The organism is Halomonas sp. TP35 (assembly GCF_052375975.1).
GTDB lineage: Bacteria > Pseudomonadota > Gammaproteobacteria > Pseudomonadales > Halomonadaceae > Vreelandella > Vreelandella citrativorans.
This window is the reverse complement of record NZ_JBQSUZ010000001.1, coordinates 409352-434603: the sequence shown is the minus strand read 5'-3', so window position 1 is coordinate 434603 and position 25252 is coordinate 409352. Positions and strand designations below refer to the sequence as shown.

At 56.5% G+C, this 25252-nt stretch carries 22 protein-coding genes, 1 tRNA gene and 3 pseudogenes; 13 read left to right on the top strand and 13 right to left on the bottom strand.

Annotated elements, in window-relative coordinates; genetic code table 11:
* Window positions 1-16: 16 nt before the first annotated feature.
* Window positions 17-93: transfer RNA gene (locus ACT3RU_RS02015), tRNA-Arg, on the bottom strand.
* Window positions 94-234: 141 nt separating this feature from the next.
* Between ACT3RU_RS02015 and ACT3RU_RS02010 the strand changes: the two genes are divergently transcribed.
* A complete protein-coding gene (locus tag ACT3RU_RS02010; RefSeq protein WP_192527740.1) occupies window positions 235-1233 on the top strand; it encodes a TRAP transporter substrate-binding protein in 999 nt (332 codons plus the stop codon).
* Between the two features lie 87 nt (window positions 1234-1320).
* Here ACT3RU_RS02010 and ACT3RU_RS02005 read toward each other — a convergent pair whose 3' ends face one another.
* On the bottom strand, window positions 1321-2706 hold the full coding sequence (locus ACT3RU_RS02005; protein WP_192527741.1) for an FAD-binding oxidoreductase: 1386 nt from the start codon (window positions 2704-2706) through the stop codon (window positions 1321-1323).
* Window positions 2707-2978: 272 nt separating this feature from the next.
* Here ACT3RU_RS02005 and ACT3RU_RS02000 point away from each other — a divergent pair, with 272 nt between their 5' ends.
* From ACT3RU_RS02000 to ACT3RU_RS01990, 3 genes are read left to right on the top strand one after another with little or no spacing between them, the layout of a single operon-like run.
* Window positions 2979-3155, top strand: coding sequence for a hypothetical protein (locus ACT3RU_RS02000; RefSeq protein WP_192527742.1), 177 nt, complete (start codon window positions 2979-2981; stop codon window positions 3153-3155).
* A 1-nt stretch (window position 3156) separates the two neighbouring features.
* Window positions 3157-3684: a TRAP transporter small permease gene (locus tag ACT3RU_RS01995; protein ID WP_087110751.1), complete on the top strand. Its 528-nt coding sequence runs from the start codon at window positions 3157-3159 to the stop codon at window positions 3682-3684.
* Complete coding sequence (locus tag ACT3RU_RS01990) at window positions 3681-4943, top strand: TRAP transporter large permease (RefSeq protein WP_192527743.1); 1263 nt, start codon at window positions 3681-3683, stop codon at window positions 4941-4943. The genes ACT3RU_RS01995 and ACT3RU_RS01990 overlap by 4 nt, the downstream gene beginning before the upstream one ends.
* An 86-nt stretch (window positions 4944-5029) precedes the next feature.
* On the opposite strand, the gene ACT3RU_RS01985 is transcribed toward ACT3RU_RS01990, so the two are convergent.
* Entirely contained in the window at window positions 5030-6082 is a 1053-nt protein-coding gene (locus tag ACT3RU_RS01985; RefSeq protein WP_192527744.1) for a GlxA family transcriptional regulator, read from the bottom strand.
* Window positions 6083-6314: 232 nt separating this feature from the next.
* On the opposite strand from ACT3RU_RS01985, the pseudogene ACT3RU_RS01980 reads away from it, so the two are divergent.
* Window positions 6315-6449 (top strand): annotated as a pseudogene (locus tag ACT3RU_RS01980) (TRAP transporter large permease subunit); the annotation flags it as partial.
* 150 nt (window positions 6450-6599) lie between these two features.
* Here the strand turns inward: ACT3RU_RS01980 and ACT3RU_RS01975 are convergent.
* Window positions 6600-7667 carry a substrate-binding domain-containing protein gene (locus ACT3RU_RS01975; RefSeq protein ID WP_192527783.1) on the bottom strand — a complete coding sequence of 356 codons (1068 nt, stop codon included), beginning with the start codon at window positions 7665-7667 and terminating at the stop codon, window positions 6600-6602.
* Between the two features lie 156 nt (window positions 7668-7823).
* Here ACT3RU_RS01975 and ACT3RU_RS01970 point away from each other — a divergent pair, with 156 nt between their 5' ends.
* The 5 genes from ACT3RU_RS01970 to ACT3RU_RS01950 are packed head-to-tail and all read left to right on the top strand — an operon-like array spanning window position 7824 to window position 13863.
* The gene (locus ACT3RU_RS01970) at window positions 7824-8318 is read left to right on the top strand and encodes a formate dehydrogenase subunit gamma (protein ID WP_087110744.1); all 495 of its coding nucleotides are present in this window, start codon (window positions 7824-7826) and stop codon (window positions 8316-8318) included.
* Window positions 8315-9871, top strand: coding sequence for a formate dehydrogenase beta subunit (locus ACT3RU_RS01965; RefSeq protein ID WP_192527745.1), 1557 nt, complete (start codon window positions 8315-8317; stop codon window positions 9869-9871). The genes ACT3RU_RS01970 and ACT3RU_RS01965 overlap by 4 nt, the downstream gene beginning before the upstream one ends.
* Window positions 9868-12750 carry a formate dehydrogenase subunit alpha gene (gene fdhF / locus ACT3RU_RS01960; RefSeq protein ID WP_483392489.1) on the top strand — a complete coding sequence of 961 codons (2883 nt, stop codon included), beginning with the start codon at window positions 9868-9870 and terminating at the stop codon, window positions 12748-12750. Before ACT3RU_RS01965 ends, fdhF begins: the two co-directional genes overlap by 4 nt.
* Complete coding sequence (gene fdhD, locus ACT3RU_RS01955; protein ID WP_087110738.1) at window positions 12747-13586, top strand: formate dehydrogenase accessory sulfurtransferase FdhD; 840 nt, start codon at window positions 12747-12749, stop codon at window positions 13584-13586. The genes fdhF and fdhD overlap by 4 nt, the downstream gene beginning before the upstream one ends.
* Before the next feature lie 28 nt (window positions 13587-13614).
* Complete coding sequence (locus ACT3RU_RS01950; protein ID WP_087110736.1) at window positions 13615-13863, top strand: formate dehydrogenase subunit delta; 249 nt, start codon at window positions 13615-13617, stop codon at window positions 13861-13863.
* A gap of 416 nt (window positions 13864-14279) precedes the next feature.
* Here ACT3RU_RS01950 and ureG read toward each other — a convergent pair whose 3' ends face one another.
* The 6 genes and pseudogenes from ureG to ACT3RU_RS01920 all read right to left on the bottom strand — a co-directional run.
* Window positions 14280-14912, bottom strand: coding sequence for an urease accessory protein UreG (ureG, locus tag ACT3RU_RS01945; RefSeq protein WP_087110734.1), 633 nt, complete (start codon window positions 14910-14912; stop codon window positions 14280-14282).
* Window positions 14913-14924: 12 nt separating this feature from the next.
* Window positions 14925-15635, bottom strand: coding sequence for an urease accessory protein UreF (locus ACT3RU_RS01940; RefSeq protein ID WP_087110732.1), 711 nt, complete (start codon window positions 15633-15635; stop codon window positions 14925-14927).
* A complete protein-coding gene (gene ureE / locus ACT3RU_RS01935; protein WP_192527746.1) occupies window positions 15625-16149 on the bottom strand; it encodes an urease accessory protein UreE in 525 nt (174 codons plus the stop codon). Before ureE ends, ACT3RU_RS01940 begins: the two co-directional genes overlap by 11 nt.
* Before the next feature lie 401 nt (window positions 16150-16550).
* Window positions 16551-18266 carry an urease subunit alpha gene (gene ureC, locus ACT3RU_RS01930; protein WP_192527747.1) on the bottom strand — a complete coding sequence of 572 codons (1716 nt, stop codon included), beginning with the start codon at window positions 18264-18266 and terminating at the stop codon, window positions 16551-16553.
* A complete protein-coding gene (locus ACT3RU_RS01925; protein WP_087110727.1) occupies window positions 18263-18583 on the bottom strand; it encodes an urease subunit beta in 321 nt (106 codons plus the stop codon). The genes ureC and ACT3RU_RS01925 overlap by 4 nt, the downstream gene beginning before the upstream one ends.
* Window positions 18584-18663: 80 nt before the next feature.
* Window positions 18664-18882 (bottom strand): annotated as a pseudogene (locus tag ACT3RU_RS01920) (urease subunit gamma); the annotation flags it as partial.
* Between the two features lie 62 nt (window positions 18883-18944).
* Here ACT3RU_RS01920 and ACT3RU_RS01915 point away from each other — a divergent pair.
* Window positions 18945-19798, top strand: a protein-coding gene (locus tag ACT3RU_RS01915; RefSeq protein ID WP_087110723.1) for an IS5 family transposase whose coding sequence is annotated in 2 segments (ribosomal slippage) — window positions 18945-19298 and window positions 19301-19798 — 852 coding nt in all. Because the reading frame shifts where the segments join, the coding sequence is not laid out codon by codon here.
* Here ACT3RU_RS01915 and ACT3RU_RS01910 read toward each other — a convergent pair.
* From ACT3RU_RS01910 to ACT3RU_RS01900, 3 genes and pseudogenes are all read right to left on the bottom strand, one after another.
* A pseudogene (locus ACT3RU_RS01910) lies at window positions 19797-19886 on the bottom strand (urease subunit gamma); the annotation flags it as partial. The gene ACT3RU_RS01915 and the pseudogene ACT3RU_RS01910 sit on opposite strands and share 2 nt — an antisense overlap.
* Window positions 19887-19908: 22 nt before the next feature.
* Window positions 19909-20793, bottom strand: a complete 885-nt coding sequence (locus ACT3RU_RS01905) for an urease accessory protein UreD (RefSeq protein WP_087110721.1) — start codon at window positions 20791-20793, stop codon at window positions 19909-19911.
* Between the two features lie 403 nt (window positions 20794-21196).
* Window positions 21197-21403, bottom strand: coding sequence for a hypothetical protein (locus tag ACT3RU_RS01900; protein WP_225733841.1), 207 nt, complete (start codon window positions 21401-21403; stop codon window positions 21197-21199).
* A 213-nt stretch (window positions 21404-21616) separates the two neighbouring features.
* Between ACT3RU_RS01900 and ACT3RU_RS01895 the strand changes: the two genes are divergently transcribed.
* On the top strand, window positions 21617-23788 hold the full coding sequence (locus tag ACT3RU_RS01895) for a TonB-dependent receptor domain-containing protein (RefSeq protein ID WP_087110717.1): 2172 nt from the start codon (window positions 21617-21619) through the stop codon (window positions 23786-23788).
* An 85-nt stretch (window positions 23789-23873) separates the two neighbouring features.
* Entirely contained in the window at window positions 23874-25244 is a 1371-nt protein-coding gene (locus ACT3RU_RS01890) for a PepSY-associated TM helix domain-containing protein (RefSeq protein WP_087110715.1), read from the top strand.
* The last annotated feature ends 8 nt before the right edge of the window (window positions 25245-25252 follow it).

Below are 25252 nucleotides of genomic sequence, written 5' to 3'. Positions count from 1 at the left end.
AAGCCCTTGATATGTCTGGCGCGCCCGGCAGGATTTGAACCTGCGACCCTCGGCTTCGGAGGCCGATACTCTATCCAACTGAGCTACGGGCGCATTGGGTGCGTATCGTACCTGTGCGGGCGTGCTGTGTCTAGCCGCGCGGCGGCTTTACTGTTCGCTTAATTGACCGTTTTGCTTCGTGTGATGCATGCTTTGCAGGCACTTTCCTTTATTACACATCCGGAACCTATAAAAATGAAAACATTCGCACAACATGCGCTGGCACTCTCTGTTTCCTTGGCGCTTTGCAGCTCAGCCTACGCGGCTAATTTTGACGATATGGACCCCGTGACTCTGCGCTTGGCGCACGTGGTCAACGAGCAGGATGGCTTTCATATCGCTGCTACCAAGTTTGAGGAGTTGGTGGAAGAGCGCACCGACGGCAAGGTGATCATTGATATCTACCCCAATGCTTCATTAGGCGATGAGCGTACGTTGTTGGAAGGCATGCAGATTGGCACCGTGGATATGGGATTGATTACCAATGGTCCGGTGGCCAACTTTGTCGAAGAGATGGCAGTGTTTGAGCTGCCCTTCCTGTTCCCGTCCCCTGAGGCGGCTTATGGGGTTTTGGACGGCGAAATCGGCCAGGAGCTTTTAGATAAGCTTTCCGACGTTAACCTGAAAGGCTTGGCCTACGCCGAACGCGGCTTTCGCAATCTGACCAATAGCGAGCGCGCAGTGAACACGCCAGCCGATATGGACGGTCTGCGCATTCGTGTGATGGAGAATCCGGTATACACCGATACCTTCCGCGAGCTGGGCGCCAACGCTATCCCGATGGCCTGGACCGAGGCACTCACGGCGATGCAGCAGGGCACCATCGACGGTCAGGAAAACCCGGTAAACGTGGTCTACTCCTTTAAGCTGGGCGAAACGCAGAACTATATGACGCTCTCGCGCCATACCTATGCCCCGGCTATTTTTGTGATGGGCATGTCGGCCTGGAACCAACTGCCGGAAGAAGCACAGGCCGTTTTGGAAGAGGCGGCCCAGGAAGCCGCTGAGTACGAACGCCAGGTTAATGCCGATATGGAAGCCGAACAGCTAGCCGCTCTGCAGGAAGCCGGTATGGAGATTAATGACTCGCCTGATATTGAGGCCTTCCAAGCCGCGGTGGTGCCGGTGTACGAGAAGTACGGCCAGCAGTTTGGTGACTACCTGCCACGCATTCAAGCAGCACTGGCGGAGTAAGCCTCGCCTCACCAATTGATTGATTAATGAACCCAACAGGCCACCTCACGGTGGCCTGTTGGCTGAATGCGATGACTAACCAGGTGCTCAGGCCAGAATTTTTCCGGGGTTAAGCAGCCCTTTAGGGTCCATTGCCTGTTTCAGGCGCTTCATCAGGGCGATCTCTTCTGGTGAGCGTGAAAGTGTCAGGTAGTCGCGCTTTTCCAGGCCCACCCCGTGTTCAGCGGAGATCGAGCCGTTGTACTTCACCAGCGAACCGTACACCAACTCTTCGACCTGACGCCGAGCATCCTGGCTGGCGTCACGCACCGTGACGATGATGTGCAGGTTGCCATCGCCCAGATGGCCAAACACGACCAGCTCGCAGGTTTCTGGCCATTGCGCCTTCAACTTACTTTCCAGTGCCGTTACGTACTCATCCATGTGGGTGATCGGCAGGCTAATGTCGTAGGAGAACATCGGGTCAAGCGCGTGCACCAGGGTTTCTATATCCTCGCGCACGGCCCAGATACCTTCGCGCTGGCTGCTGGAACTGGCCAGCACGGCATCCGTGATCAGCTCTGCTTCGAGGGCTTTTTCCAGTACACTCGCAAACGCTTCGGCATCTTTCTCATCGTCCGAGCCAAGCGTTTCAATAATGGCGTAGAACAGCGAGTTGTTGGCCAGCAATGCGGTGTGTTTGGTCGTCGCGGAAGTCATCAACGCGTAGTGATTGTTCCATAGCGCTTCGAAGGCACTCAGGCTGTTGGCAAGCTCTTTGGAGGCCATTTTCAACAGTGATGTCAGCGCGTCGAACGAGGGCACCGCGACGAACGCGGTCTGCTCGCTAGGCATATTCGGATGCAGGCGCAGCACGGCCCGGGTAACAATCCCCAGGGTGCCTTCGCTACCCATAAACATCTGCTTTAAATCGTAACCGGCGTTGTTTTTCAGCATAGTGTTCATGGAACTGACCACAGTACCATCGCTGAGAACCACTTCCAGCCCTAATACCTGTTGGCGCATCATGCCGTAGCGAATCACCCGAATGCCGCCCGCGTTAGTGGCGATGTTACCGCCAATGGTGCAGGAACCGCGCGCGCCCAAGTCCAGCGCAAACTGCATGTCGATCTCTTGAGCGGCTTCCTGAACGTGCTGAAGCGTCACGCCCGCCTGTACCTGCATCGTGGAGCCCACGGCGTCGATATGCTCAATCTGGTTCATTAGCTCCAGTGACACCACGAGTTCGTCTGGGCTGGCAACGGCGCCATGCACGACGCCGGTTAATCCACCGTGGGTGACCACCGGCTGATTGGCCTCATAACAAAGCGTCATGACTTGGCTGAGCTGTTCAGTGGATTGCGGTCGAATAATTGCTTTTGCCTGACAAGACGCTTTGGTGAACCAGTCGACACTGCGCTGGGCAACGTCATCACCCAGCAGTACGCCTGTTTTTCCTACGATGTCGGTAAGACTATTAATCAGCGTGTCCATTTTCTGTTCCTGTCAGGGCCGGTCGGTGCGGCGTGAAGCCTGGCTATGTATTTATACGTAGGCAGAGAGGCTATCGCCAACGGTGTATTTGCTCAAGGCTACGATCTAAAACGTTTTTTATTGCCAGCGTGGTTTTCCGGCAGACTCTACGACGAATGGCGGGATTACAATCAATTATTTGTTCGCTAAAACCAATATGGTATAGATGACGCGCTGATTAAGGCCTCCCCCCCTCTACACTATAAAAACACAGATCATTCCAAGGAGATAACGTGGATAACGCCCCCTCTTCCCGCACGCCCCGCCATTTACGTAAACACGCTACACGGGCGATTGCCTTCGTAATGAATAGCGACGACAGCTACCCAAGTGCGGCGACACCCCCTCAGGAGCTATTTGGCGAACAGTTCAGTAACCACCTTCCTCGCACCCAGGAGGCACTGCAGTAACGTGGCCACTTTCTCTCAACCTTTATTGGCGCTATTAAGAGGCATAGAGCGCGGTCTAGATACGGTTCTCCAGCCAGTGGTCTTTGCGGGCATGGCGGCCTTGATCGGCGTGATTACGCTGCAAATTGTCTCTCGAGTGTTTTTCACCGCCTTTGGCTGGACCGAAGAGGTCGCCCGTTTTCTGCTCATCTGGATTACCTTTCTAGCCGGCACGCTGGCTTTTCAGCGCGGCCATCATATCGCCGTTACCTTTGCCGTCGACGCGCTTCCCGCTCGTTTACGCCAAATAGCGCGAATACTGGCGGTGATGGTGGTTATCGCTTTTATGATCACGCTGGTAGTGATCGGCTATCGCTACATGCAGGTACAGAGCTTTCAGAAATCCGCCTCGCTGCGCGTGCCGATGTCGTACGTGTATGCCGTAATGCCGATCAGTGCAGCCATCATGGCCTGGTATGCGTTGGTCGATCTGCTTGAACTGGTGCTTGAAGGCAAACCCTCGCAACCCACTGGAGAACAGACACCATGACCATGCTGCTATTTGGCCTGTTCTTCCTGTTTATGCTAATGGGCGTACCAATTGCCTTTGCGATTGGCGCAAGCACTCTGTTTGCCCTGTATCAGTCGGGCGTGCCGCTGATGGTGGTGACCCAGCAGATGTTCCAGGGCATCAACTCCTTCGCGCTGGTGGCGATTCCCATGTTCATTCTTGCCGGTGACTTAATGGCCCAGGGCAAGGTGAGCGAGCGGTTGGTGAGTTTTGCCGATTCGCTGGTGGGCTTTATGCGTGGCGGGCTTTCGGTCGTATCGGTCATGGCGGGCATGTTCTTTGCCGCTATTTCGGGTTCGGGGGCAGCCACCACGGCGGCGGTCGGTTCAAGCCTGGTGCCGGAGCTTAAGCGAAAGGGCTACGACCCCGCATCGGCGGCCAGCCTGATTGCCGCCAGTGGCACGATTGGCGTGGTCATTCCGCCCTCGGTGCCCATGATTATCTATGCGGTGATTGCCCAGCAGTCGGTATCCAAGCTGTTTTTGAGCGGTTTTTTACCTGGTTTGGCAATGGGTTTGGGATTAATGGCGATTGCTATTACCCAAGCCTATAAACGCCAGTACCCCAAGGGGACACCGCTGTCCATCACCACCATCTTGCGCACGTTCAAGGCGGCAAGCTGGGGCTTGATGACGCCGGTGATTATTCTGGGCGGTATCTTCACGGGGATCTTTACGCCCTCTGAAGCGGCGGTGGTAGCCGTCAACTATGCGCTACTGGTATCGCTATTCATCTATCGTGATTTAACCCTGCCCCAGGTGTATCGGCTGCTGATCCGCTCAGCCATCACCACTGCAGTGATCATGCTAGTGATTGCCATGTCGGCGGTGCTGAGCTGGACGCTGTCTAGCTGGCAGGTGCCTGGTGCTATCGCACAATCGGTGTTGTCGCTCTCCACCAACCCGCTGATTATCATGCTGCTGGTGGTCGCCGTCATCCTGCTGACCGGTGTGTTTATCGAAACGGCAAGCGCGCTGATTATCTTAACGCCGGTGCTGCTACCGCTGGTGCTGCAGCTGGGGGTCGATCCAATCCACTTCGGTCTGATTATTGTGGTAGGGCTCTCGATAGGCATGATCACGCCACCCGTGGCGATCAACCTGTACGTTGCATCTTCAGTGACACAGCTACCGCTTGAGCGTATTACACGCGCCATCGTGCCTTATCTGCTGGGTCTAATCGGCGTGCTGCTGCTAGTGGTCTATGTCCCCATATTCATGGGGTGGTCGGGAAATTAATATCGTCCAGATATGCTCTTCAAGGGAGCCTGCCCGGCTCCCTTTGAATCCCGTATTTATCAGTACGCCGCCATTCATGCACAAGGTCACAGGAAACGGCCGCCCTTTTGAAACGACTTTCTAAACTGGCCAGGGGACACGCCAAACAGTTGATAAAAGCAGTTTCTAAAGTGCGAAACACTCACAAACCCTGTTGCCACGGTCACCTCTGCTATCGGTTTATTTGTTTGCTGCAATAGCTGCCGCGCCCGTGTTAAACGCAACTCCATGTAATACCGAGAAGGGCTAGCGACAATATAGTGACAGAACAATCGCTCTAGCTGGCGCCGTGAAATACCCACCCAATTGGCTATTTCAACAATAGATAACGGCTCTTCAATATTGTTTTTCATCAACTGAAGGGCTGTTTTAAGCGTTTCTGGTAACGTATGGTTTTGATCAACGTTAATCGTTGAAATGTCTGGCAGTTCTATTTCCTTGTCACAGCTGAGCATTTCCTCAACCGCACTGGCTACTTGGTCACCACAATCGGCTCTAACAACTTCTAGCATGAGGCTTAGGGAGCTGCTCGCGCCCGCGCAGCTTAATCTCTTTCTATCCACAACGTAGCTTCGAGCAGAGATAGTAACGTCTTGAAACTCCTCAGCCATCATGGCGCGTCCGTCAGGATGGTACGCGCACTGATAGCCACTCAACAGACCTGCGTCTGCAAGAAAGTAGGCGCCATTCCATAAACCACCCAATACAACGCCGTGACTATCTGCCTTTCTTAGCTTATTACGCACAAGCGCTGAGGACTGCGCTTTAACTCTCAAGCCACCACACACTATCAATACATCTACTTTTTCGTTGGAAAGATCAAAATCCGCAAGAGATGCATCAGCGTTAATTTCAATCCCCAAGTCTGATTGCACAGCGGCGCTGCCATTACCGACAACCCTTATGTTGTAAGTGGTCGTTGCGTTCATCAAATTCGTTGTTACCAACGCATCAACAGCACCTGTAAATGCCATCATGGAAAAATTTTCCATCAACAAAAAAACGACTGTTTTCACTTTTGCGGGCACTGCCAGCGTTTGTTCTGGTGGTAAATAGGCCATATTTTTATTTTTCAACAAGCTACAAAACTTATCTTTCATATATTCCCTCAACCTGACCACGACGACGGTGCAAAAGGGGGCGTTTTCAAGATACCAACATAACCTGAAAGGTAATCAATTGGCATCGCATCACTGCTGGCCAGGATAAGTGTGCAAGGAATTGTTAGCCATTCTATGGTCGCCCGTCGCCGTTCATGAATATAAAACAGTGCATGAAGCGTCAATAAGGGTGCTTTAAACATGCTTCTATCATGTTTGCCGCGATTGGCAGCTGATGATTGTTATCATTTATATCGTACCGGGTTGCTTCTTTGATGGCATAACACTACTGCTAATGACGCTGCCTATTACGTTTCCCATGATCACAAGCCTGGGGTTTGATCCCATCTGGTTTGGCATCATTTTATGGATTACCAGCTACTAAACGTTCCTCCATCCAACGCTCCAGGGTGAGCAAACGGCCCGCTCTTGCGTTGAGGGCGGGCCGTTGATTGGGTTATTGATCGCTGGATAAGCGAAGTTCTGCTTTTCTGTCTCCTGGTGTTTAACAGAGCACTCATTTCTTTGCCGTGAGTACATCCTCGGGCCGCATCACCTCACCACACTGGCTTGGGCTATAACCCGGCAGGCGCTTGACCGCTTCCTGAAAGGGCTCACCCTGCAATGCCTTCAGAAAGGCACATAGCCGTGGTTCTTTTAATGAACGGTGATGGCAGGCCAAAAGATAGTCTTCGATAGCCAGCGGTAAAAAATCAAGCCCAAACTTTTGAGCGGCAGCCTCTACACCAAAGCCGCAATCAGCCATGCCAGCGGCGACGTAAGCAGCTACCGCAGAGTGGGTAAACTCCTCTATTTCAAACCCACGAATCTTTTTGCTGGAAACCGCCGCCTCTTTTAACAGGCAGTCCAGCAGCGAGCGCGTGCCTGACGAAGCCTGGCGGTTGACGAACCGCACGGACTTATCAGCCAGCGATGCGACCCCCGTGATACCAAGCGGATTACCCGGCGCCACCATCAGCCCCTGAGTCCTGGCGATAAAGCCAATCACTCGGTGCTGACGCGGCTTTAAAAGCCCTTGGTAAGTATCGCGTACGCGCTCACCGACCTTGCCACGCGGCAGATGAAAACCCGCCACATCGCAACTGCCCCGATGAAGGGCCGTCAGCGACTCTTGCGGGCTGCAGTACTGTAAGTCCAGGGGTATTTCGTGCAGGTATTTGGGAAGTAGCTCGACAGCAAAACCATGGCTGGCGTGCAGCCGCAACACCGATAGCGCCCCTTGCTGCTGCTGTTGAATCGCCAGGTTCAGTTCAGACCCCAGGCTTTCCAGCTGCGGCCCCAGGCGGGCAATCGCACGCTGCTCGGCCCACAACAACTTTTCACCTAGCAGTGAAAGCCGTGCGCCGCGCCCACGCTGCATCTCTACCAGCGGTACGCCAAAGAACTCCCCACTCTGGCGCAAAAGGTTCCAAGCATGGCGATACGAGATGCCGACATCGCTTGCGGCGAGCGTGAGTTTTCCCCGCCGATAAACCGCTTCAAGCAAGCGAAGTAGATGTATATCAAGCTGATTACCCTCCTCATCGCGAAAGCACCAAGAGGGGATAACGCTGATTTTTTGCATGGCTTTTTTCATAGGCATAATCTTTCATATTTTGTACTTATAGCGTTGATGCTAGCGTTGCACTGACCGTGGTGCACGCTCTTTTTAACACATCGCTTAAAATAGGCAGAGCTGTGCATGTTTACTAAATAATAAATCAGCACCAGGAGAGACATGATGAATGAGTCTCGAGAATGGTCGTCGCAGTCGATTCAGGCCGAGATCAATGCGCTACGCCACAAACCAGGCGCGTTGCTGCCGATTCTTCATGCCCTCCAGGACCGCTTCGGCTTTATTCCTCCGGATGCCGTGCCTCTCATCGCCGAGTCATTACAGCTGACCAGCGCTGAAGTACACGGGGTCATTAGCTTTTATCACCACTTTCGGACCGCACCGCCGGGTCGCCACGTGGTGCAGATCTGTCGCGCCGAGGCATGCCAGGCCGTCGGCGCGCGCCAGCTTGAGGCTCACGCCAAAGCGCGCCTGGGCATCGATTACCACCAGACCACCAGCGACCGCGATATCACCCTTGAGGCCGTTTACTGTCTGGGCAACTGCGCCTGTGGCCCCTCCGTTCGCGTGGATAATGGCGTGCGCGGTCGGGTAACGCCTGAAGCTTTCGATGCATTATTGGATGAGCTGCAAACCAGGCCGCTGGAGGTAATCGCATGAGCATTCGTGTTTTCGTACCCCGAGATACCACCGCGCTGGCGCTGGGCGCCGATGCCATCGCCAACCGGCTGGCACGAGAAGCCGCTGCCCATGGTGAACCCATTACGCTGGTGCGCAACGGCTCACGCGGGCTTGCCTGGCTTGAGCCGCTGGTTGAGGTGGAAACACCCACCGGCCGCTTTGCCTATGGCCCGGTGGCACTTGCCGATATCCCCGCGCTGCTGGACAGCGGCATGCTGCAGGGCAGCATCACCCATTCATTGGCCCTGGGGCCAACCGAAGAGATCGATTACCTCGCTCGCCAGCAGCGCCTGACGTTCGCCCGTATTGGTATTACCGACCCACTCTCGATTGAAGATTACCGGGCGCATAGTGGGTTTCGCGGTCTGGAGGCAGCGCTGCAAAGCGCGCCACAGGACATTGTTGAGGAAGTAAAAGCCTCTGGGCTGCGCGGGCGCGGTGGGGCGGCGTTTCCTACTGGCATCAAGTGGCAGACGGTGCTGGACACACCGGCCGATCAAAAGTATATCGTCTGCAACGCTGATGAAGGCGACTCCGGCACCTTCGCCGACCGGTTGGTGATGGAGTGCGACCCCTACCTGCTGATTGAAGGCATGACGATTGCCGGGCTTGCAGTAGGCGCAACCCAAGGCTACATCTACCTGCGTTCAGAATACCCGCTGGCCAAGGAGATTCTTGACGAGGCCATCGCCCATGCCGAACAGGCCGGTTATCTGGGTGAGAACCTGTGTGGCAGTGGCCGCGTTTTTCATTTGGAAGTGCGCTTGGGCGCTGGGGCATACATTTGCGGTGAAGAAACCTCGTTGCTCGAAAGTCTGGAAGGCAAGCGCGGCCTGGTACGCTTCAAACCACCGCTGCCCGCTATTGAAGGACTATTCGGCCTTCCTACCGTGGTTAACAACGTGCTCTCGCTGGCCGCCGTGCCGTTTATCCTCGCTGAAGGCGCTGAGGCTTACGCCTCGCATGGCATGGGCCGCTCGCGGGGCACCTTGGCACTTCAGCTGGCGGGTAATGTTCAGCGCGGCGGATTGGTGGAACTTGCCTTCGGCACCACGCTGCGCACCCTGATGGAGGAGTTCGGTGGCGGCACGTTAAGCGACAAACCGCTGCGTGCCGTGCAGGTGGGAGGCCCGCTGGGCGCCTACCTGCCGGAATCCCAATGGGACTTACCGCTGGACTACGAAGCCTTTGCCGCCGAGAGCGCGGTGCTAGGTCACGGCGGTGTGGTGATGTTTGATGAGAGCGTGGATATGGCCGAACAAGCGCGCTTCTCGATGGAATTCTGCAAGGTGGAGTCCTGCGGCAAGTGTACGCCATGCCGTATCGGCTCAACCCGTGGCGTGGAAGTGATTGATCGTATCCGCGCCGACCAAAACCGCGAGGCCAACCTCGCCCTGCTCCATGACCTCTGCGAAACGATGGTGGATGGTTCGCTCTGTGCCATGGGGGGCATGACCCCCTTCCCAGTGCAAAGCGCCCTGAACCACTTCCCTGACGATTTTCAGCGGGCCGCGAACGGAGACAGATCATGATCGGACACTTTGACCCCAAACAGTACGCCAGAAGCGCCGCCCACGATAAAGACCTGGGCACGCCTTTCCCAACGGGTACGGCGCTGGTGAACCTGGAAATTGATGGTATTACCATCACGGTGCCGGAAGGCACTTCGGTACTGCGTGCAGCGGCGCTGGCCGATATTAATATTCCCAAATTATGTGCCACCGACAGCCTGGAGCCGTTCGGCTCTTGCCGGTTATGCGCCGTACAGGTAGAGGGCCGCCGTGGGCTGCCAGCCTCCTGCACCACCCCCGTGGTGGAAGGCATGCAGGTGACCACCCAGAACGAGCGACTCGCCAAACTGCGCCGCAACGTGATGGAGCTGTACATCTCCGACCATCCGCTGGACTGTTTGACCTGCCCGGCCAATGGCGACTGCGAGCTACAAGACATGGCGGGCAGCGTTGGTCTTCGCGAAGTACGCTATGGGTTTGACGGTGAGAACCATCTTCAGGCCACCAAAGATACCTCCAACCCCTACTTCAGCTTCGACCCCAGCAAGTGCATCGTCTGCTCCCGCTGCGTGCGCGCCTGCGAGGAAGTGCAGGGCACCTTCGCCTTGACCATCGACGGTCGCGGGTTTGATTCCAAAGTGGCCGCGGGGCAAGACGAAGCGTTTATGGATTCAGACTGCGTTTCGTGTGGCGCCTGTGTACAGGCCTGCCCGACCGCCACGCTGATGGAAAACAGCGTCATTGATCACGGCGTGCCGGACCGCAGCGTAGTCACGACCTGCGCCTATTGTGGTGTGGGCTGCTCGTTTGAAGCGCAAATGAAAGGTGACAAGCTGGTGCGCATGGTGCCCTACAAGGGCGGCGACGCTAACCACGGCCACTCGTGTGTGAAGGGGCGCTTTGCGTTCGGCTACTCCTCTCACCCCGACCGCCTGACCACGCCGATGATCCGCGACAGCATCGACCAGCCCTGGCGCGAGGCCAGCTGGGAAGAAGCCATTGGGTTTGCCGCTAATCGCCTAAAAGCGATTCAGGCCGAGCATGGCCGCGAGAGCATTGGTGGTATCACCTCATCGCGCTGCACCAACGAAGAGACCTACCTGGTGCAGAAGCTGATTCGCGCAGCGTTTGGCAATAATAATACCGACACCTGTGCACGGGTCTGCCACTCGCCCACCGGCTACGGCCTGAAAACCACGCTGGGCGAATCTGCCGGCACCCAGACCTTTGACTCGGTAATGAAAGCCGACGCGATTATCGTGATTGGCGCCAACCCCACCGATGCCCACTCGGTATTTGGCTCGTTGATGCGCAAGCGCCTGCGACAGGGCGCGAAGCTAATCGTCGCTGACCCACGCTCTATCGATCTGCTCAAAACGCCTCACCTGAGCGACGCCCAGCATTTGCCGCTGCGCCCTGGTACCAACGTCGCGCTGATCAACGCGCTTGGGCATGTGGTGGTCACTGAAGGTCTTGAAGACAAGGCGTTCGTGGCTAGCCGCTGCGACACCGAAGCGTACCAAAGCTGGCGCACGTTTATCGCCGACCCGCGCCACTCTCCGGAAGCCAGCGAAGCGATTACCAGCGTGCCCGCCGAGGCTGTGCGACAGGCAGCGCGCACTTACGCCACTGCTGGCAACGGCGCCATTTACTACGGCTTGGGCGTGACCGAGCACAGCCAAGGCTCCACTATGGTGATGGGAATTGCCAACCTGGCCCTGGCCACCGGCAATATTGGCCGTGAAGGCGTGGGCGTGAACCCGCTGCGCGGCCAGAATAACGTGCAAGGCTCCTGCGATATGGGCTCCTTCCCGCATGAGCTGCCGGGCTACCAGCACGTGGCCGACCCGATTGCCCGTGGCCGCTTTGAAAGCGTCTGGGGCGTCAAGCTCGACGATGAACCGGGGCTGCGCATTCCCAACATGTTCGATGCCGCCATCGAAGGAACTTTCAAGGCGCTTTACGTGCAGGGCGAAGATATCGCCCAGTCTGACCCCAACACGCAGCACGTTGAGGCTGCGCTGCGTTCGCTGGACTGCCTGATTGTTCAGGATATCTTCTTGAACGAGACGGCCAAATTCGCCCATGTACTTCTACCGGGTTCCAGCTTTTTGGAGAAGAACGGCACCTTCACCAACGCCGAACGACGTATCAACCGAGTACGCAAGGTCATGCCACCGCTAGCCGGTAAGCAGGATTGGGAAATCACCCAGGACCTGGCCAACGCGCTGGGCTACCCGATGCGCTACGCGCATCCTTCTGAAATCATGGACGAGATCGCTCAACTAACGCCGAGCTTTGCCGGGGTGAGCTACGAAAAGCTGGAAGTCTATGGCAGCCTACAGTGGCCGTGTAATGCCGAGTATCCTGAGGGAATGCCGACCATGCACGAAATCAACTTCCCCATTGGCCTCGGGCGCTTTGCGATTACCGAATACGTGCCCACCGAGGAGCGCGCCACCCGCCGCTTCCCACTGCTGCTCACCACCGGGCGGATTCTTAGCCAATACAACGTGGGTGCCCAAACCCGTCGCACCGACAACCAACACTGGCACGATGAGGACATATTAGAGTTGCACCCAAGCGACGCCGAGCTACGTGGCGTGCGCGACGGCGACTGGCTCGGCATTACCAGCCGATCAGGCCATACGGTGCTCCGTGCGCGGCTGAGCGAGCGAATGCAGCCGGGGGTGGTCTACACTACGTTCCATCATCCCGGTAGTGGCGCCAACGTGATTACTACCGATAATTCGGACTGGGCCACCAACTGCCCCGAATACAAGGTTACCGCCGTGCAAGTAGAAAAAGTCAGCCAGCCCTCCGCTTGGCAGCAGCGTTTCTCCTCCTTTGACAAGGCCCAGCGTGGCCACTTGGCCAAGGCGCAGCAGGAGGCGTCATGAGTGCAGTGCGTGAACGCGACGCACCCGCGCAACCGGCTGACGCCTTGGCGCGCCAGTCGGTTGAAGTCCACAGTAGCGCGGCCAATTGGCGCGCTACTGTGCAGGAGGACGCGCTAGCGCTAGAAGTGCCGGTAGCGATGGTCTACAACGGCATTTCCCATGCGGTCATGATGGCAAGTCCTTCGCATCTTGAAGATCTGGCCCTGGGGTTCAGTCTTTCTGAAGGCATCCTGGCCCACTCTCACGAGTGCTACGACCTTGAGCTTCATGAAGAGGCTCAAGGCCTGGCGGTTCACCTAAGCATTGCCAGCCAGCGGCTGGCCGAGCTTAAACAACGCCGCCGTAGCACAACCGGGCGTACCGGCTGTGGGCTGTGCGGTACAGAAGCCCTGGAGCAGGCCATTCGGCCCATCCCTACGGTGAGTGCACCACACCTTGACGACACAGCCATTCAGCATGCGCTTTGTACGCTAGATGACCATCAGCCTCTAAAGGAAGCAACAGGCGCCGTGCATGGCGCGGCCTGGTGTGATCTGCAGGGGCGTATACAAAGAGTGCGTGAAGACGTGGGTCGTCACAACGCACTGGATAAACTGATCGGTTCGCTGGCACGCGATGACGTACCACTCCAGGAGGGCTTTGTACTAGTTTCCAGCCGAGCCAGCTATGAAATGGTACACAAGTGCGCAAGCGTGGGGATCGGCGCGCTGGTTGCCGTCTCGGCAGCTACCGCCCTGGCCGTTGAACAGGCGCAGGCAGCAGGTCTTCTGTTAGCCGGTTTTGCACGCCCAGGCCGTCATGTAATTTATCACCGCCCTGTCACTGCCAAGGGCTGAGCCCTTTACCGCGTTGAGGAGAGACCCTATGTCAAACAACAACGATGCCAATTTGGTCCGTATGACTAACCAGATCGCCACCAACCTGGGCAGCGGTCGTGATGAAGAGGCAGCAGCAGCGGCTATCTGCCGTCACCTGGAAACCTTTTGGGCACGCTCAATGAAGCAGCGCCTTGTTGCCAGCCTGGCACTTGAGAGCGTGGAGTTTTCCCCCTTGGCACGCCGCGCTGCAACACTGCTGGCTACCCGGCTATCAGAACAGCAAGTCTCTCGTTAGCACATCACAATAAAAGCTCAATAACATTAGCTTTTAGTCTTGCCACAGCGACTTACACGAGAAGCTCAATGGTTTTAGCAAAAGTTAATAAAAATCATTATTTCCGTTAAAAATCGGACATTTCGAGTCTACTAGTTGCTATTTTAGAATATAAACCTGTTTCCATAACCCAAGTTAAGGTGTTTACCGAGCATAAGGTGCACTGTGTGGATGTGGTGGCCAAGGATGGCCCGTTTTTGGCAAAGATGCCGACCTACAGTTTAGCTGCCATGACCTTGTACCGCCTGGTCATGGCAGCTTTTTATTGCACTGCATTTTACTTTTTAACGTCACGTTACTTTGGCAGCCATGTCTCAATAGCGGCTGTCCCGCAGCGGATTTTCAACAGCGAACGTTCAAAGACAGCGTTTCAACCACTACGCCAGCGCTGCCTGAGGGCGCCGCTCATCCAGCATTCCTTTATCAAGAATAAAGCGAACAATCTCTTCAAGCCCTACGCCATCGTAAAGGTTGGTAAATACAAAGGGCCGCTCGCCGCGCATTTTCTTTGAATCACGCTCCATTACCTCTAACGACGCGTGCACCTGCTCGGCGATATCGATCTTGTTGATAATTAGTAGATCCGACTTGGTAATCCCCGGCCCACCCTTACGCGGAATTTTGTCTCCCGCCGAGACATCAATCACATAAAGCGTGAGGTCAGAAAGCTCGGGACTAAACGTCGCAGAAAGGTTATCTCCCCCAGACTCTACCAATACCAGCTCAAGCTTAGGATGGCGCGCCTGTAATTCATCGATAGCCGCCAGGTTCATCGAGGCGTCTTCACGAATCGCCGTATGCGGACACCCCCCGGTTTCGACGCCCAGAATGCGATCAGCGGCCAAGGCGTCATGCTTAAGCAGAAAGTCAGCGTCTTCGCGGGTATAAATATCGTTCGTCACCACCGCGATATCGTAATAGTCGCGCAGCGCCAGACAGAGCTGCTTGAGTAGCGCCGTTTTACCCGAACCAACGGGGCCGCCCACACCAATACGTAAACAGTGAGTCATGGTAAGTATCTCCTAACTTCTAAATAGGCGTGAATATTGAGTTTCGTGTAGGGCACTGGCTAGCGCCAGCCCCGGCAATATGGGGCCAAGGTCGTGATCGTCGAGCGTTAATGCTTCATCTACCGCGCTAACCAGCGGCGATCGCAGCTGTTCGATAATCCGCTGAGCGGCCGTATGCCCAAGAGGTAGCGCTTTACAGGCCACCGCCAGCTGGTTTTCAAGCCATGCCCAGGCAAACCCGATCAGCGCCTGACGAATGCTTACGCCTCGCGCATGGGCGGTAAACGCAAACAGCGTGACATAGCCCGGCTGAACCGGTAACAAGGACGGTAGTAAGCCCTCACTGGGTAGCAGGCCAAGGCTACCCAACAGCCGCTTGAGAGAGGCTCCCAAGCGACTGTCTTCAGCGGCAAGCTCGGCGGTTTCCCGCGTGGCACTCAGCCAACCATCCCACTGGGCAATCGCCGCGCTGTCGTGCTGCGTAAACGCCGTATATAAGCGGACAATTACCGGTAGTTCACAGCGGGTCAGGCCATCTTCCAGCACGCCGGAAAGCCACTCGGCCAACGTCTGCTCATCGTGAACCCAGCCAAGTTCAAAGGCACTTTCCAGCCCTTGAGAAAACGCAAAGGCCCCGATGGGCAGTGCCGGGCTGACTAGCTGCATCAGCCCGAGCAGGGCTAGATCAGGCTGGCTGCCCAACGCTGCGGATTCAGTGGGCATGGTGATGGCTGTGGTCGTGGTCGTGGTCGTGGTCGTGAGCATGCGAGTGCCTGTGTGAATGACCATGTCCACCCACCTGGTTATAGGCGCCCGGCTCTGGATCAAACGTGGCCGCGTGACGTTCAAGCGTTGCGCCCAGCAGTTCAGCCAGCTCCTCCAGCACGTGATCGGGCGGAAAGCGTACCCAGCCGCCGCGCTCGTCTTCGCCCAGCGCCAACTGCACATGACGGTTGCCCAAGTGGTAGGCCAACCGCGCCAGGGGTAAGCCAGCACTTACTCGTGCGGTCACTACCGGTTCAATGGCGGCGCATACGCGAATGACCTCGCCGCTTTCCGCTTTTAACCCTTCACCACTGCGCAGTACGGGGCCACGGTCTAAAAATAGCCCCAGCGCCTGGCCATTGTCGCTTTCGGCTTTTAGGCGCCCACGGATGCGCAGTTCAAAGGGAAGTGTGAGCGTATCGCTGGCTGCGCTTTCATCCACCGGGCCTAAACGTTCTATCAGTTTCAGCATCATTAACCTCTTAATCGCCCAATACATTGAACCTTTCCAATCAGCCTACGCCCTGCAGGAGCAGCTCCAGCTAGCGATGCAGTGCGCAGCGCTGCCGGGTTGGTGGCTAACACCATGTACCGCGCCATGCCAACCAAGGGCGGCTGCGCCGCCATCGCCGAGTGAACTCAGCTCCTACCGGTTAAAGTGCATGCATCCCCTGTAGGAGTAGCTTCAGCTAGCGATGCAGTGCGCAGCGCTGCCAAGGCTGGTGGCTAACACCATGCACCGCGCCCCGTCACCCAAGGGCGGCTGCGCCGCCATCGCCGAGTGGAACTCAGCTCCTACCGGTTAAAGTGCATGCCCCCCTGTAGGAGTAGCTTCAGCTAGCGATGCAGTGCGCAGCGCTGCCGGGGTTGCATCTAGAACAAATGATAACGCTGAGCCAACGGCAGCTCTGTGGCGGGCTCGCAGGTTAACAGCTCGCCATCGCAGCGCACTTCATAAGTCTGCGGATCCACGGTCAGCTCGGGGCAGGCATCGTTGAGCTTCATATCCTTCTTACGCACCCCGCGTACGTTCTTGCACGCGGCAAGCGTGCTCTGAAGCCCCAAGCGCTCCTTGAGGCCTGCATCAATCGCCGCCTGGCTGACAAAATTGAGCCGGGTCTGGCTGGCCGCGCGGCCAAAAGCGCCGAACATGCGTCGATAATGAACCGGCTGGGGCGTGGGGATTGAAGCGTTAGGGTCGCCCATGGGTGCTGCCGCGATCATGCCGCCTTTTAAAATCAGCGACGGCTTAACGCCGAAGAAAGCCGGTTTCCAGAGCACCAGATCGGCAAGCTTGCCTACCTCAATAGAGCCCACCTCGTGAGCGATACCGTGGGTGATCGCCGGGTTGATGGTGTACTTGGCGATATAGCGCTTGGCACGCAGATTATCGGCACCAAGCGCTTCATCTTCAGGCAGCAAGCCACGCTGTACTTTCATTTTGTGCGCGGTTTGCCATGTGCGGCAGACCACCTCGCCTACCCGCCCCATGGCTTGAGAGTCGGAGGCGATCATTGAGATCACGCCCAAATCGTGCAGGATATCTTCGGCAGCAATGGTTTCACGGCGAATGCGTGAGTCGGCAAACGCCACGTCTTCGGGAATGTTGGGGTCCAGGTGGTGGCAAACCATGAGCATATCCAGATGCTCATCAATGGTGTTCACCGTGTAGGGCCGCGTGGGGTTAGTCGATGACGGCAGTACGTACTCTTTGGAACACGCAGTGAGGATATCCGGCGCGTGTCCGCCGCCCGCGCCTTCAGTGTGGTAGGTGTGAATGCCACGCTCTTTAAACGCCGCCAAAGTATCTTCCACAAAGCCCGATTCGTTAAGCGTATCGGTGTGAATGGCGATCTGCACGTCATAGCGCTCGGCCACGCTCAGGCAGGTATCAATTGATGCGGGCGTTGTGCCCCAGTCTTCGTGAAGCTTGAGGCCCATGGCGCCCGCTTCCAGCTGGGCCTCCAAGGCTTCCGGCAGGCTGGCATTACCTTTACCCAGCAGGCCGATATTCATGGGCAGGTCATCCACCGCCTGAAGCATTTTGCCAATGTGCCACGCGCCCGGCGTACAGGTGGTGGCATTCGACCCGGTGGCCGGGCCGGTGCCGCCGCCCAGCATGGTAGTGACACCGCTCATCAGCGCTTCGTCTACCTGCTGGGGGCAGATAAAGTGGATATGCGCGTCGATGCCGCCCGCGGTCAGGATCTTGCCTTCGCCCGAGATAATTTCCGTACCGGGGCCAATCACGATATCCACATCGGGCTGCACGTCTGGGTTGCCCGCTTTGCCAATCGCAGCAATACGTCCGTTCTGTAGCCCCACATCGGCTTTGACGATGCCCCACCAATCGAGAATCAGCGCGTTAGTGATGACGGTGTCCATGACGGTTTCATCGTTACGTTGGCTCTGACCCATGCCATCGCGGATCACCTTGCCGCCGCCGAATTTGACCTCGTCGCCATAGTGGGTGGCGTCTTTTTCGACCTCAATCCACAGCTCGGTATCGCCCAGGCGCACCCGGTCGCCTACCGTGGGGCCGTACATATCGGCGTAGGCCTGCCGACTAATCTTGTTACCCGGTTTCATTGTTTATCTCCGTCCAGCGGTCCCATCACCTCGCCACGAAAGCCGTAGATCTCTCGCTTACCCACAAACGGAATCAGCGTGACTTCACGGGTCTGGCCAGGTTCAAAGCGGATTGCTGTGCCTGCGGCCACATCGAGGCGAAAACCGCGGGTCTTGTCGCGATCAAACACCAGCGCGGGATTGGCCTCAGCAAAGTGGTAGTGGGAGCCGAGCTGAATCGGCCGGTCACCGGTGTTCGCCACGTCCACCGTGATGCGCTCACGCCCCACGCATAGCTCAATATCATCTTCTTTTAACTGATACTCACCGGGAATCATCTACTTACTCCTTGTTTTGTTGTGAGGAGTAAGATGTGAGGAGTAATACCGCTTACCCCTAACCATTCACTCCTCACCCCTCACACAATAGGCGTGTGAACCGTCACGAGCTTGGTACCATCCGGAAAAGTGGCTTCGACCTGGACTTCGTCGACCATCTCGGCCACGCCTTCCATCACGTCATCACGGCTCAGAATCTCGCGCCCGTAGCTCATCAAATCCGCCACACTGCGACCGTCCCGAGCACCTTCGATAATCTCGAAACTGATCAGCGCGACCGCTTCGGGATAGTTAGGTTTTGTACGAAAAGTGATATCTGCTAAGTTTTCCCATGCAATAGAAGCATAGGGGGAAATGAATTATGGTTGGCCGGTACGAGATATCCAATGAGAACTGGGCGCAGATTACAGATATTGTGTCGCCAACTCAGGTGATGGGCAGGCCCCGGCGGGATGACCGGCAGGTCCTCAATGGTATTTTCTGGGTGCTCTGTTCTGGTGCCAAATGGCGAGATCTACCCGAGCGGTATGGTCCCTGGTCAACTGCCTATGAGCGCTTTCGAAAATGGCGGGATGATGGCACGTTTGAAGCTATCCTTTCTCGCTTACAGCTCAGGCTGCGTGAAGATGGACTGATGGATCTGGATACGTGGATGATTGATTCGACCTCGATACGTGCCACCCGCGCTGCCGCAGGAGGCGGCAAAAAGGGGGCTCAGAAGAACCGGTAGATCACGCATTGGGGCGTAGTCGTGGTGGTTTAACGACAAAAATCCACCTGGTATGTGATTCCCATGGTTGGCCGCTGGCATTTACCCTGTCTCCAGGACAGCAGGCTGATTCTCGACATTTCATCTCGACGCTGGAGAGTGTTTATCTACCAGGCCGTGTTGGAAGGCCTCGCAAACGTAGCCGCTACGTGGTCGCTGATAAAGGATATGACAGTGATGAACTGCGCCGTTACTGTGACAGGCACGGTATAAAACCCGTTATTGCGCAACGTCAAATGCATCGCAAGACACGCCCTGGTTTGCCGAGGCGTTTTGATCAGCACAGATACCGCCAGAGAAACGCGGTAGAACGCTGCTTTGGATGGCTTAAAGAGTTACGTCGATTTGCAACGCGCTACGAAAAATTAGCGAGCAGTTTCAGAGCGATGGTATGCGTAGCCTGCATAGAGCGTTGCTTGCGAGCCAACTTTTCGTACAAAGCCTAAGCTTCAACCCTCGCGCTTTGCGCCGCTCGGCAAGCTGGGCGGCGGAAAACAGCAGCAGCTTGTCTTTATCTCTTGGGGTTAATTCCATAGGGCGCCTCCATCAGAATCGATTAAGTTAACCAAATACGTGGAATATGGGCCTCGCGCTCAATCCAGCGCGGGCGCAGCAATTGCCAGGCCTGTTCGCACAGCGCCCAGGCTTCATTTCGTGAGTCACCCAGATAGCGCAGCAATAAAACGTCCTGGCGCACCGTTACCGCCCAGCGTGGGTTATCCGGCAGGGCATTACGCAGCTCCTCAATCGCCGCTGGCGCATCACTCATTCCCACCGCCCAAAGCGTGGCCTGCACCGTAGCGCCGCCCTGCCCCCAGCGCCCCATAAAGCGCGGGTGTAACGGGTCTAACGGCTGGCGTTCTAGCCACAGCGGCTTGCCATCCAGCGTCAAACGAAAATACTGCTCAATGCGTCCTGATAAGTATGGCAACTCGCTCGCCGGGCGGCCCAAGGCCATGACTTCCCAGCCTAAACAGCGAGCACTGCCGTGAAGATCAATATGGGTACGCTGTTCGCCTTTAGAGCCATCAAAGGCAATGGTTTCCTGAGGTAGCCACTCAAGCGTTGCGCCATCGGCGACCTCAAGTTCAGTGCGCTGGCTCCAGGCCACGCCTTGGCTATCGGCCTTATAAAGCTTATTCGCCGCCGGGGTGGTCAACAGGGCATGTGCGCCCTGCTCGACGTGAGCCTTGATGGTGAGCGCGTCGCCGCTGACCAATCCGCCGGGTGGGTGCAGTACGTAGATATGGCACGCCTCCTGGCTGCCTTCAGGATAAAACGGCCGCTGGACCCGAAGTGGCCCTTGGTGGCGTGCCTGGATTAACCGCGTGGCGCCATCGCGCTTGGCAAAACGCAGCGCCAGTGAGGCCGCCCAGTGGCGTTCCTGGTCAAAGCGGTGGCCGGAGCCCGCAAGCGGTGGGGCGAGTTCGCGCAAGGTCATGGAAGACAGTCGCATCCTTTTGAATAGGTCATAGCCTTTCAAATGCAAGGAATGCGCCAAAATGGGGAAAAGTGGACTTTTACTATCGCTGCAAAGTTTTAGCCGTCATAACCCATCAGCACTAACGGCTTTTTGCACCAAAAAAGATCATTAAAAGGGTCGGCCGCACCAAAAATAACAAGTAGTTAACCGCCCCTTGTGTGGCAAAAGACCACACGCCCAACACTTCTTATTTGGGAACTTTCCGATACTATTGGGCCATCCTCCGTCAACAGCTTGTCTGTTGCCCACCAAGGTAGATGGCTTCGTGCAGTTACAATGCTCAGCAAACAAGCTCTGGTATCGCATTGCGCTTTGTATGGCGTTTGTGGCGATGCAGCTGCTGTTAGTTGGGCCGCTGATTTCACAGTATCAGTCCGATGGGCAACATCACGCGCATCACGAAGCTAGTCATCACTCTAGCCATCAAGGCGGCGGTCATCATCAACATACTGCCCCTCAAGCAAGCCACCATCATCATGCGGGCCATGCTGAAGAAGTAGAACCGATATTCAACTGGTTCCACCAATGTGGTTACTGTGCCATCTGGCAACAGTTTCCAACGGCGCATACCTCTCTCCCTCCGATCAGCTTGCAAGCGTTTATTACGCATGACCAGCTGCTGACGCAACCGACACAGGCTATAAAGTCCTGTGATAACTACCCCCACGCGCTAACGCGCGCCCCGCCCTTTTTTCGGATCGTATAACGCCACATCGTCAGCCTTTTTAGCCTGAAGTTTGCTTCTGGCTGGCGGCTGTCTACACCAAAAAAAGGGATCATCATGCCGCATCTAACTATTGGGCATGGCGTCGTTACGCCTGCCCGCTTAAAAAACCGTTTTCAACGACACGTACTGACATTAAGCGTCGCTGCCGCATCGAGCGTTGTTGCTCAAGGCGTATGGGCACAGGCGCCTGCCGCTCACCACGAGCATCATCATGCGTTAAACACGATGGTCGTGACCGCTGTACCGCTAAGCTCACCGCTCACGGTGGAAACCGACCCGCGTATACCGCGGCAACCGGCCCCTGCCAGCGACGGCGCCGACTATCTTCAGACCATCCCCGGGTTCTCTGCCATTCGTAACGGTGGCACCAACGGTGATCCGGTGTTCCGTGGCATGTTTGGCTCACGTCTTCGCGTGCTGACCAATGGCAGCCAAATGCTAGGCGCCTGCCCGGCAAGAATGGATGCGCCTACGTCTTATATCTCACCTGAAAATTACGACAGCCTCACCGTCACCAAAGGGCCGCAGTCCGTTCTGTGGGGCCCCGGCGCTTCAGCGGCAACGGTGCGCTTTGACCGCGGCCCGGAGGAGTTCGATGAAGCCGGTGTGCGAGTGGATGGCAGCGTCATGCTGGGTACCTATGGGCGCTTTGATCGCCGCATTGATGCCGCTTTAGGCAATAAAGACGGCTACCTGCGCATTACCGGCAATCAATCCGAAGCTAATGACTATCAGGATGGCGATGGCAACGCCGTGCCCTCGTTATGGGATAAGTGGAACGGTGACATAGCGCTTGGATGGACACCCGACAACGATACCTGGCTTGAAGTCACCGCAGGCCGAGGAAACGGCGAAGCGCGCTATGCCGGGCGAGGTATGGATGGCAGCAAATTTCTGCGCGAAACCGTGGGCATCCGTTTTCAGCGCGAGAATTTAGGTGAACACTGGAAACGTCTGGAAATGCAGGCCAACTATGCCTATGCCGACCATATTATGGATAACTTCACGCTGCGCTCACCGGGCAGCATGGACATGGGTGGTGGCATGGACATGGGCAGCGGCATGGACATGGGTGGTGGCATGGACATGGGCGGCGGCATGGACATGGGCAGCGGCATGGATATGGATGGCGGTATGGACATGAGTGACGGCATGGCCATGCGGCTAGACCGTCGCACCCGCAGCGCGCGCGTCGCATCAACGTGGGAGTGGGAAAACACCACGTGGACGGCCGGTGTCGATGTCGAGCATCAGGTACATCGCAATCTGGATGGCGAACACTGGCAGCCCGACTACGAGCAGACCCAGTTTGGCGCCTTCAGCGAAGTCACCCGTTTTATCGATGAACGTGACCGTCTTATTGGCGGCGCCCGCGTAGACCGCTACCGCGTCAGTGACGAAAGCCTGGACACAGCTACCACAGGCCTCACCCGCCGCGACACTCTGCCCAGCGCTTTTATCCGCTATGAGCAGGATTTAGCCTCAGCACCGGTCACCTGGTATGCCGGGGTCGGGCATGTGGAGCGCTTTCCCGATTACTGGGAATTGAGCTCTAGTCAGGCAGGCCCGGCCGGTAGTTTGAATGCCTTTGACGGTGTTCAACCCGAAAAAACCACCCAGTTGGATATAGGCGCGCAGTATAACGACCAGCGCTTAAGCGCATGGGTGTCCGGGTATGCAGGATACGTTAACGATTTCATCTTGTTTGATTACAACACCGCGGGCATGGGCGGTACTCAGATCGATAACATTGATGCTCAGATTGCGGGTGCCGAAGTGGGCGCTAGCTATCAACTAACCGACAACTGGGTAAGCAATGCCTCGCTGGCCTATGCCTGGGGGCGAAATGCCAACGACGATGAGGCATTACCACAGATCCCACCGCTGGAAGCCAAGGTCGGCCTGACCTATGCACACGATGACTACTCTGTGGGTGGCCTATGGCGTGGTGTTGCGGCACAAAACCGTATTGCGCTCGAAAAAGGCAATGTCGTCGGCCAGGATCTGGAATCGTCGTCAGGCTTCGGGGTGTTCTCGCTTAACGGTGCCTATCAAGCAAGCAACCACCTAACGCTAAGTGTGGGGGTGGATAACGTTTTCGATACCACCTACACCGAACACTTGAATCTGGCGGGTAATGCAGCCTTTGGCTATCCCGCTGATTTGGATCGCGGCATTAATGAGCCTGGCCGCATGGTGTGGGCACGGGCCGACTTCAGCTTCTGATTCATTCAGGTGCTCAGTAGAGCACCTGTTTACCCTTACCGCTTAAAACCACCAGGCTAGATGCCTGGTGGTCTGGAGAGACTTCATGTCGACCACGTCACCCCCACAAGAAGGTAAACGCAAGACCTTCGACCTGTATCGCGCCGTTTGGCGCTGGCACTTTTACGCCGGCCTTTTGGTTCTGCCGTTCATGATCACCCTGGCAATTACTGGGGGCCTTTATCTTTTCAAGGACGAACTGGATGCACTCATACACGCTGATGTGAAGCGCGTAGCCGTTCAAGAGGCGACGCTCCCTCCCTCTACGCTGGTAAGCGCAGCCCTTACGGCTCACCCTGGCACTGCCGTAAAATTCACCGACCCCGCCACGCCGAAAAGCTCGGCGGAGATCACAGTGAATACTGCCTCGGGCGAGCGGTTAGCCGTTTACGTCAATCCGTATACTGCCAATGTGCTGGGGGCGCTGGATGACCGCGGCACGGTGATGTGGACCGTTCGCTATCTGCACAGTTTGAAATACTTTGGACCTACAGCGCGCAAACTGATTGAAATAGCCGGCGGCTGGGCAACCCTGCTAGTGCTCACCGGCATTTACCTCTGGTGGCCACGGCGTAAAGGCAAAGGCGGCGTGATTAGCGTGCGCGGCAAGCCAAAAAGCCGCGTGTTCTGGCGTGATCTGCATGCCGTGCTGGGTATTTTTGTCGGTGGGTTTATCGTCTTTCTGGCGATCACCGGAATGCCTTGGTCGGGCGTGTGGGGCGCGCAGGTTAATCAGTGGGCTAACGGTAACAATTTCGGCTACCCCTCTGGTGTGCGCGTTGAAGTGCCCATGTCGGAAGCGCGTTTAAACGCGCAAAGCCCGACAAACTGGTCACTCGAACAGGCACAAATTCCAGAATCCACACAGGGACCAGGCCAGGCAACGAGCATTGGCCTTGACGGCGCTGTCGCCATCTTCGATGAGCTGGGATTGCATCATGGCTATGCGGTCAGCCTGCCCACCACAGAGACCGGCGTGTACACCGGATCAGTCTATCCTAATGACCTTAGCCAACAGCGCGTGGTGCATCTTGATCAGTACAGCGGCGAGCGCTTGATCGACATGAGCTACTCCGATTACGGGCCCCTGGGTCGCTGGTTGGAATTTGGTATCAACGTGCATATGGGCCAGCAGTTTGGTCTGGCCAACCAACTGCTCTTTTTGACCGTGTGCGTGGCGATTATCCTGCTGGCGGTATCGGCCGCAGTAATGTGGTGGAAGCGCCGCCCCTCACGCGCAATGGGCGTACCGCCACTACCGGCAGACAAACGCGTTTTCCGGGGTCTGATTGCCATTCTGGCGATAGGCGGATTGATTTTCCCGCTGGTAGGCGCGTCGTTGATCGTCATGCTGCTGCTTGATTGGCTGATTGTGCGCCCGCTCCAGGAGCGGAGGCTGGTTAACCAGCCAAGGTAACACCTCAG

Bases quoted from the DNA above. Each gene is read 5' to 3' on its own strand.
- ACT3RU_RS02010 (WP_192527740.1), top strand. From the start codon at position 235: ATGAAAACATTCGCACAACATGCGCTGGCACTCTCTGTTTCCTTGGCG.
- ACT3RU_RS02005 (WP_192527741.1), bottom strand. From the start codon at position 2,706: ATGGACACGCTGATTAATAGTCTTACCGACATCGTAGGAAAAACAGGC.
- ACT3RU_RS01990 (WP_192527743.1), top strand. From the start codon at position 3,681: ATGACCATGCTGCTATTTGGCCTGTTCTTCCTGTTTATGCTAATGGGC.
- ACT3RU_RS01985 (WP_192527744.1), bottom strand. From the start codon at position 6,082: ATGAAAGATAAGTTTTGTAGCTTGTTGAAAAATAAAAATATGGCCTAT.
- ACT3RU_RS01975 (WP_192527783.1), bottom strand. From the start codon at position 7,667: ATGCAAAAAATCAGCGTTATCCCCTCTTGGTGCTTTCGCGATGAGGAG.
- ACT3RU_RS01970 (WP_087110744.1), top strand. From the start codon at position 7,824: ATGAATGAGTCTCGAGAATGGTCGTCGCAGTCGATTCAGGCCGAGATC.
- ACT3RU_RS01965 (WP_192527745.1), top strand. From the start codon at position 8,315: ATGAGCATTCGTGTTTTCGTACCCCGAGATACCACCGCGCTGGCGCTG.
- fdhF (WP_483392489.1), top strand. From the start codon at position 9,868: ATGATCGGACACTTTGACCCCAAACAGTACGCCAGAAGCGCCGCCCAC.
- fdhD (WP_087110738.1), top strand. From the start codon at position 12,747: ATGAGTGCAGTGCGTGAACGCGACGCACCCGCGCAACCGGCTGACGCC.
- ACT3RU_RS01950 (WP_087110736.1), top strand. From the start codon at position 13,615: ATGTCAAACAACAACGATGCCAATTTGGTCCGTATGACTAACCAGATC.
- ureG (WP_087110734.1), bottom strand. From the start codon at position 14,912: ATGACTCACTGTTTACGTATTGGTGTGGGCGGCCCCGTTGGTTCGGGT.
- ACT3RU_RS01940 (WP_087110732.1), bottom strand. From the start codon at position 15,635: ATGCCCACTGAATCCGCAGCGTTGGGCAGCCAGCCTGATCTAGCCCTG.
- ureE (WP_192527746.1), bottom strand. From the start codon at position 16,149: ATGCTGAAACTGATAGAACGTTTAGGCCCGGTGGATGAAAGCGCAGCC.
- ureC (WP_192527747.1), bottom strand. From the start codon at position 18,266: ATGAAACCGGGTAACAAGATTAGTCGGCAGGCCTACGCCGATATGTAC.
- ACT3RU_RS01925 (WP_087110727.1), bottom strand. From the start codon at position 18,583: ATGATTCCCGGTGAGTATCAGTTAAAAGAAGATGATATTGAGCTATGC.
- ACT3RU_RS01905 (WP_087110721.1), bottom strand. From the start codon at position 20,793: ATGACCTTGCGCGAACTCGCCCCACCGCTTGCGGGCTCCGGCCACCGC.
- ACT3RU_RS01900 (WP_225733841.1), bottom strand. From the start codon at position 21,403: ATGCGCCGTTGGAAACTGTTGCCAGATGGCACAGTAACCACATTGGTG.
- ACT3RU_RS01895 (WP_087110717.1), top strand. From the start codon at position 21,617: ATGCCGCATCTAACTATTGGGCATGGCGTCGTTACGCCTGCCCGCTTA.
- ACT3RU_RS01890 (WP_087110715.1), top strand. From the start codon at position 23,874: ATGTCGACCACGTCACCCCCACAAGAAGGTAAACGCAAGACCTTCGAC.